Genomic DNA, 6894 nt, shown 5'->3' on the forward strand with positions numbered 1-6894 from the left:
TATCAGTAGCGCTCGCTGCTTATCTGATGGTAAGAGTGCTGTACCCAATGGTCCGAGTTTAATATAGTTCCCAATTTCTTTGAGATTATCCTGATTAGTCTTATCCTGTTGCTGAGCATCCTGTAGACGACCGATGGCATCATAGGAATAAAGACCATCCTTCAACGTTGTCCTGGTTGTAATCGGCCAGTATAACACTTCACCTAATTTTAGCTCATAGGCAACCGCATAAGCTAAGGATGTTTTTCCAGAACCTGGTTTTCCGGTTACTAATAAAGGACGACGCAGGTAAAGGGCTGCATTGACTAACTCAATTTCTTCAGAACGAGCCTGAAAAGTAGCACCCCGTCGTTGCGCCTTGTTGATATTCCCATCAAACTGACGCCAACTCGGTGGAGGGGGTAATAGCTCATCAATTTCCCCATCAATAGGTTTGCCAGTGCCTTGAAAGATTTTCCAATTATTCATATCACATAGAGTATTCGATACTAGGGGGCACGCGATAGGGGTCTTCCCATAATAAGGAAAGATGGTGTCCAATGTGAGTATCCGGAGGATACTGAAAAGCATCCAAGCGCTTATTTTTTACCGCTTCAGGTAGTTCATGAATACAGCAGCAGAGCAGTCCATCAACCTGCTCTTGGCAATTTAAGGATAAATTCTGTCTTAACCATAATGCTACGGGTATAGCTGCTTTCAGGATTACGGCAAATACACTACCTTTACCTATTGTTGGAGGAGCTTTTAGCAACTTAAGTCCAATCACATTTTGTTGACTTAACTGGAAAAACAATCGATTTAAATCCTGATCATCACCTGATACAAAACCATTACAGGCAGCCCCTGGAAGTTGTTGCAAGAAATGCCACTTCTCTTGCCAAAGTCCTCGATGACGTCCGTAAATTGGCAATAATCGCTCCCATGAGCGTACTAATACCGGATACTCACAGCCAATTGGTACCAGATAACCCCATCCATCATCAATTCTACAAGCATCAATATCTCGATTCAATAAATCTAGGGGAAGAAATAATTCAATCGTTAACTGACTACATAAATATTTAGTAGCGATTTCCTCTAAAAAGGCTTTTAGCAGTTGCTGAATCTCATCCGTTGTGGCGGTTTCTGGAAAAGATTCAGGTTGAGACAGTTGCTCAAATTCTAAAACTCCGTCATTTGGCATAAACCAAGCTTCTACAAAATACTTTCCTGCTTTATTCCATTTGCTAACTGAGCTTTGGTTACTAGCATGAATAACCACCATTAAATAAGAGTTCTTACTTTTTGGCTTATTTTCTACCTCCTTCAACAACTCTGAATATCCCTCGATATTCTGCTGAGACCATTCCCTTAACTGATGAGAAACTGATGGAGGCAGTTTTGAATCGGTGACCTCTGTGACTAAGTAACCCACCCAGCGCTCAATTCTGGTATATTTCGATCTTCCTTGGGGCATCTTTTCTAAATCTTCAACAATCCCTGTTAAAGTATCTGGTACAGGATTAAGCCAATCTTCAGGAGAACAAGCTTGGTAGGCTTTTTGAACATAGGTTATAATTTCGTTTTCAAAAGGATTTAACAACTTTAGTAGAGTTTTTTTATCATCTTGTGGCTCTTCTAGTACATCAAGCTTTCGCTCAATTTCCTCCATCTGGTTAGCAATATCTTGAAGTTGTAGGTTCAGATTATTTTGCTCCTGAGGATTACTTTCACGCTGCTTCTTCTGTGCAACAGCTCTGTAATCTTTCTCTAGCTTTTCAAATTCCTGCTTAAGAATGTCTATGCGTAGTTTTTTAACTGTACTCATACCCATATTCTAGTGCATCACGCTTTCGCTCATTTTCCTCCATCTGGTTAGCAATATCTTGAAGCTGTAGGTTCAGATTATTTTGCTCCTGAGGATTACTTTCACGCTGCTTCTTCTGTGCAACAGCTCTGTAATTTTTCTCTAGCTTTTCAAATTCCTGCTTAATAATTTCTATTCTGATCTGTTTAACTCGAGAATGTTTTTTGCTAACCTTAGTTTTATTGCTTGAAGGGACTTTCTCTAAGGGTGGATTTTCCTGATTAATAGCATCAGGTTCAACGGATTTAAACAACTGTCCTCCCTCATTATCCTCCCAACGCAGATAAAGCACCGGACGATACCACTGATTCCCTTCAATACCCATAGCACTTTGTCCCCGACGCAATGCGATCGCTAATGACTCTTGTTCCCCCACTGAATGATAAAACTCTTCCGCAAACGTACTAGCGGCATCCACCCTGATGGAATAGGTCATTGCCACTACAGCAGGAATACCTGCACCAATCAAACTCTGTGCCACCCCATTGAAGACAGACTCACTCTTACGAGACATGGCACTTTTGCAAGCACTCAAAACAACTAAAGCAATTCCCGATGCTGAATGGGGTTGCTCTCGACGCTGCAAATTACCTAAGAGTTCTCCGAGTTCTTTGGCACTGACATAATCAGCGTTACCATCTGAGTCTTCAAACACCAAATAACCTTGAGGTTTTTTTCCCAATGGGGCACCGCATTCACACTGAGTTACACCCTGGTAATAAACTTTCTTGCATCCTATTTGATTACAGCGCTTCCCAAAAAAGCCATGTCCATCAAAATGCAGAACCTGAGGCACTCCTGAGGTTTGGCGCTCTGACAACCGCCTGCGGAGTGCTTTTAATGTAGCAGATTCTAAAGTTTCCAGTTGGATGTGCCCTTTTTCCTGAGTCCGTTGCAATCCGTTTGCGATCGCATGTCGTTCAACAGCAGGTAATGATTCCATTCCCATTGTCTCATCCCCTGCCCCAGAGGAAATCAACAGGACATTGAGCCGTTCAACTCCAGGTAAATTAGGACAAGGACTACGATAGGCAATATAGCGCGAGAAGGTCACCCCTTGGTGGGCTAGAAACCCATACTGGTTATGGAGTAATTCCCAAGGATAATCAGTAATGCGCACAGGTTTGGGGTCTTCTGCTGGAAACCGCAACCGAATATGTAAGAAAATGCGATCGCGTTTAGCATCTGCTACTGCTGTCTCTATCACCTGCTGAATGTCTTGACCTAATATTTCATAGAGCCTATGCCCAATACTAGCCAAGTAGTCAGGCTCAAAAGCATTTCGTTCCGGTAGCAGCAGTTGCTCACGTACCATCCAAGCCTGCTCATCTTCCGACGGAAAGTCTTTCTGCTTGAAGTGAGTTGACTGTAATATCTTAACTACCGTGAAACGTCTGTCCTGGACATCGGGAGTCTTACTGTCGAGAAAAGGCAGACCAGGTTCGTGATCGGCTTCTCGTGATGAACTCTCCACAGTCACTTTGAAGCCATCTTGCTTGCCTTCAATGGGATAAAAGCGCAGTTCCAGCAGTGTCATTCCAAAATTTTGACTTTATAATTTTATGGCGAAAATTAACTCTAGTTGGGATACCATCTGATTGTATTTGGTATCGCCATTATATCACGCTTAAATTAACATTTTTACTGCTAATTATAGGGTTTATATTTGATTTGTAAACATACTTTATCATGCAAGATGCAAGAGTCAATAGGCATGCATGCTAGAGGGTAAAGAGATCGGGATTTTTATTTTCCAAGACAAAAAAAACTCCTAATTTTACATCTCATTTATAAAATATATATATTGTTTGATACAGACCGATAAAGCACAGGGTAAGCATTCAGCCGTGAGCTGTTGGCAGTTGGCCACGCTACGCAAACAGCTTGAAATAAACCTAGAACGAGAGAATTAAATAGTTCCAGATTAATGAGAATTGTTTGTCTGGGTAAAAGTCCTTGGCCGTTGGCCACGCTACGCAAACAGCTTGGCACAGACTTCGATGCTGGCATGCATTAGCTGACAGTTTCTAGCTGATAGCAAAGGGAAAACGGGGACTCGGGTAAGATAATTTTGGAAGTATTAACTCTCAACAAACTCCGAAATTACTGGTGGCAACATTTCAGATACAGTTAATAAAGGATCGGGAAACTGTAACGGTGAAATTGTTGGATTCTGTACCAGAATGACGTTACTGTGATACCCTGGGCGTACGCAATTCTCGCTCCGTTAACCATGTATTAACCCAATCTCCGTCTTCTTCCGACAATTGCGGTAGTGGCTCTTGATTATAATCTATGAGTAAATCATAACTAGCTTGGTCGTAGATATTACTCAACAATAGCTGTAAATCTACTAATGGTTCTGTATCTCCAGACTTCAGCGGTAAGGGAAATGAAGGGATAGGATCTGGTAAATTAAATCCATACAAATCAGCTTGAGGACGACGGTCTCCTCGACTGACTAAAATGCGATAATGGGTTTCACTATTGCTGTGATAAACTGGCATTGGTTGTCCCTTACGCAGTAAATCAATTTCTACTAAATGAGTGGAACTGCCTAAAACTTTATTTCGTTTAGTCTCATATTGCTTGCGTCCTTCCCCAGAACGTTTATTAATGGGAGAGAGTATTTCAATAGCTGTTACTACTTCTTTGGTAGCTACCTCTCGCACTTCTAAATAACCTTGCTTAATGGTTTCAGGTACAGGAACTTCTACCCTCTGGGGTTGAGTTGGAGCTTCTGCAACTGCAACATTGGTAATTGCTTGTTTCGTTGTCACCTGTGAACCTTTGACAGTTAAATCTGGAATGCCAACGAGTAGAGATTGTTCCCCAATGGTTTCATACATGCGCACTTCAACACCAACTCTGTATTTTGGACGCAGTTGAGGAGACAGGAATTTAGTCAGCTCGCTAATAAGTAACAAATGTACTCCTGGCCAAACTTCTGGATGTTCTAGGTAAGGGTTCATCCCTGGAAAAGGGGAAGGCATAAAATTTCCTCCTCAGCATTTGATGCTCGTTCCTTAGATTTTATCGTAAGTAAGCTATCAGCTGACCGCTGACCGCTGACCGCTGACCACTTACAAAAAATCGATCTTTTAATTCAAAGGTTCTTGTGCTGGTAATCCTACAGCACGAGGAAACTTAGCTACTGTTGGTGATAATACTTTCAACAACAAACAATGACGAACACTATCACTCAAAGGCGTAGTAAATTTTTCAACTGATTCAATTTTTCCACCCAACTTTTTTACCGCTGGCTGTAAAGCTTCGGTTTCTTCATCTGTCCAATGACCACGATAGAGAATTGCCAAACCTCCCTTTTTCAGAAGTGGTAGAGCATATTCAGCACAAACAGAAGGGGCACTAACAGCACGAACTAGAGCAATATCGTAGGAGTGTCGATGCTGTTGCTTCTGTCCAATTGCTTCTGCTCTGCCAACTAAAGTCTTAACATTATTAATTTCCAACTGGGGGATTAAGGTTTGAAGAAAAGTAATTTTTTTGCGAGTAGAATCGAGTAACGTAATAGCAGTATTAGGAAATGCGATCGCAACTGGTAATCCTGGAAATCCCGCCCCTGTTCCAATATCAATAATTCTCTGTCCTGGAGTTACAGACTGCCATATGGGAGCCAATCCTACCAAAGAATCCCACAGATGCTTTTCCCAAAATTCCTCGGCAGCGGTAATCCGAGTTAAATTCAACTGACGATTGCCTGACAAAATCCCTTCATAGAGTTTCTGAAACAACTGTTGTTGTTCTGGATCTGGCTGCCAATTTAGAGTTTGTTGCCAAACCTCTGTCATCTCTGGCAGCGATAAAACATTTTGGTCATTTGTCATTTTTGCTCTTCTATACTTGTTATGCTAAATAAACAGTTTTACAAAGGGAGCAGGGAGCAGGGAGCAGGGAGCAGTGGAAAAAGCCCCTATTCAAATTTTTTTGTTAGTTGAATAGCATAATTTTCATTCTACAGTAAGCTTTCTGAGCTTTTTGACTATAAATTTAGCATAAAAGGTACTGAAGAACCGTCATTTTTTGCTTTTTACTTTTTAATTTTTAATTTCTAAATAGGGATCCTAAATAAATTGTGATAATTTTTTTCCCTACTCCCTACTCCCTACTCCCTACTCCCTACTCCCTTCGCTAAAGTACTCAATACTCACCACTAAGCATTAGCCAAATCAACAGCGTTTAATTCCCCTTGCTTAAGAGTCCAGCAACGGTCAGCAATAGGCAGTAAATCCTTAGCATCGTGAGTCACCACTAGGAGTGTCCAATGGGTTTTGAGTTTTGCCAGCAGATTGACTAACTGTCTTCGCATAGACCAGTCTAATCCAGCTGTTGGTTCATCCAACATCAGTATATGGGGTTGACGAATCAGTTGTACTGCTAGAGCAAGGCGTCGCTGCTGACCACCACTCATAGCATGGGGTGAGGTATGCAAGGGAAAATCCGCCAGTCCCACTTCCCCCAAAGCTTCATAAACCCTCTGTGACCCCAACTCTGGATGTCCCATCCGCAATTCTTCCAGAATAGTCTTACCACAGAAATGCCGTTCTGGAAACTGAAACACTAATCCTGCCAATTGTGGTAGGTGGTCGTTTGTCAGTTCGGTTTCTCCCCAAAAGATTTTTCCTGCGGTGGGCTGGGCTAATCCTGCCAAAATTTCCAATAATGTGCTTTTACCAGAACCACTAACACCAATCACTAGTCCCAATTCTTGTGGTGCTAGCTCTAGATTGAGACCCTTCAAGATCGGGGTGGAGCTAGCTGGTGGATGATACGTTAAGTCTCTAAGATATAGCATTTCCTTCTGCCCACTCCTTCCCCTCTTCCAAGACTCGGGAGGTTTCAAAATTTGATAGACATTACTATCTTAAGCACTCAGCTTAAGCGCTACGCGCACGCGTGCGCGTTCAGCGATCAGTTATCAGCTTAAGCGCTACGCGCACGCGTGCGCGTTCAGCCATTAGCCTTTGGGCCACGCTACTGGAATCGCGGACGGCTGACGGCTGACGGCTGACCGCTCAATGCTGACA

Annotated in this window: 5 protein-coding genes and 1 pseudogene; all 6 read right to left on the reverse strand. The window is 42.4% G+C overall.

The features are described 5' to 3' along the window. Positions 1–468: pseudogene (locus F6K52_RS29325) on the reverse strand (MoxR family ATPase); the annotation flags it as partial. A 1-nt stretch (position 469) separates the two neighbouring features. Further along, the gene (locus F6K52_RS29330) at positions 470–1807 is read right to left on the reverse strand and encodes a hypothetical protein (RefSeq protein ID WP_293087050.1); all 1338 of its coding nucleotides are present in this window, start codon (positions 1805–1807) and stop codon (positions 470–472) included. Then, positions 1794–3383, reverse strand: a complete 1590-nt coding sequence (locus F6K52_RS29335) for a CHAT domain-containing protein (protein WP_293087053.1) — start codon at positions 3381–3383, stop codon at positions 1794–1796. Before F6K52_RS29335 ends, F6K52_RS29330 begins: the two co-directional genes overlap by 14 nt. 652 nt (positions 3384–4035) lie before the next feature. After that, a complete protein-coding gene (locus tag F6K52_RS29340) occupies positions 4036–4839 on the reverse strand; it encodes a DUF4058 family protein (RefSeq protein WP_293087056.1) in 804 nt (267 codons plus the stop codon). A gap of 108 nt (positions 4840–4947) precedes the next feature. Beyond that, a complete protein-coding gene (gene rsmG / locus F6K52_RS29345) occupies positions 4948–5694 on the reverse strand; it encodes a 16S rRNA (guanine(527)-N(7))-methyltransferase RsmG (protein WP_293087058.1) in 747 nt (248 codons plus the stop codon). A gap of 326 nt (positions 5695–6020) precedes the next feature. Continuing rightward, positions 6021–6662 (reverse strand): ABC transporter ATP-binding protein, encoded by a 642-nt coding sequence (locus tag F6K52_RS29350; protein ID WP_293087061.1) that lies wholly within the window; start codon positions 6660–6662, stop codon positions 6021–6023. Positions 6663–6894: the final 232 nt, after the last annotated feature.

Source organism: Moorena sp. SIO3H5 (assembly GCF_010692395.1).
Taxonomy (GTDB): domain Bacteria; phylum Cyanobacteriota; class Cyanobacteriia; order Cyanobacteriales; family Coleofasciculaceae; genus Moorena.

What these genes read in the sequence shown, in the direction of transcription:
- F6K52_RS29330 (WP_293087050.1), bottom strand. Translation starts at nt 1,807, where the DNA reads ATGAGTACAGTTAAAAAACTACGCATAGACATTCTTAAGCAGGAATTT.
- F6K52_RS29335 (WP_293087053.1), bottom strand. Translation starts at nt 3,383, where the DNA reads ATGACACTGCTGGAACTGCGCTTTTATCCCATTGAAGGCAAGCAAGAT.
- F6K52_RS29340 (WP_293087056.1), bottom strand. Translation starts at nt 4,839, where the DNA reads ATGCCTTCCCCTTTTCCAGGGATGAACCCTTACCTAGAACATCCAGAA.
- rsmG (WP_293087058.1), bottom strand. Translation starts at nt 5,694, where the DNA reads ATGACAAATGACCAAAATGTTTTATCGCTGCCAGAGATGACAGAGGTT.
- F6K52_RS29350 (WP_293087061.1), bottom strand. Translation starts at nt 6,662, where the DNA reads ATGCTATATCTTAGAGACTTAACGTATCATCCACCAGCTAGCTCCACC.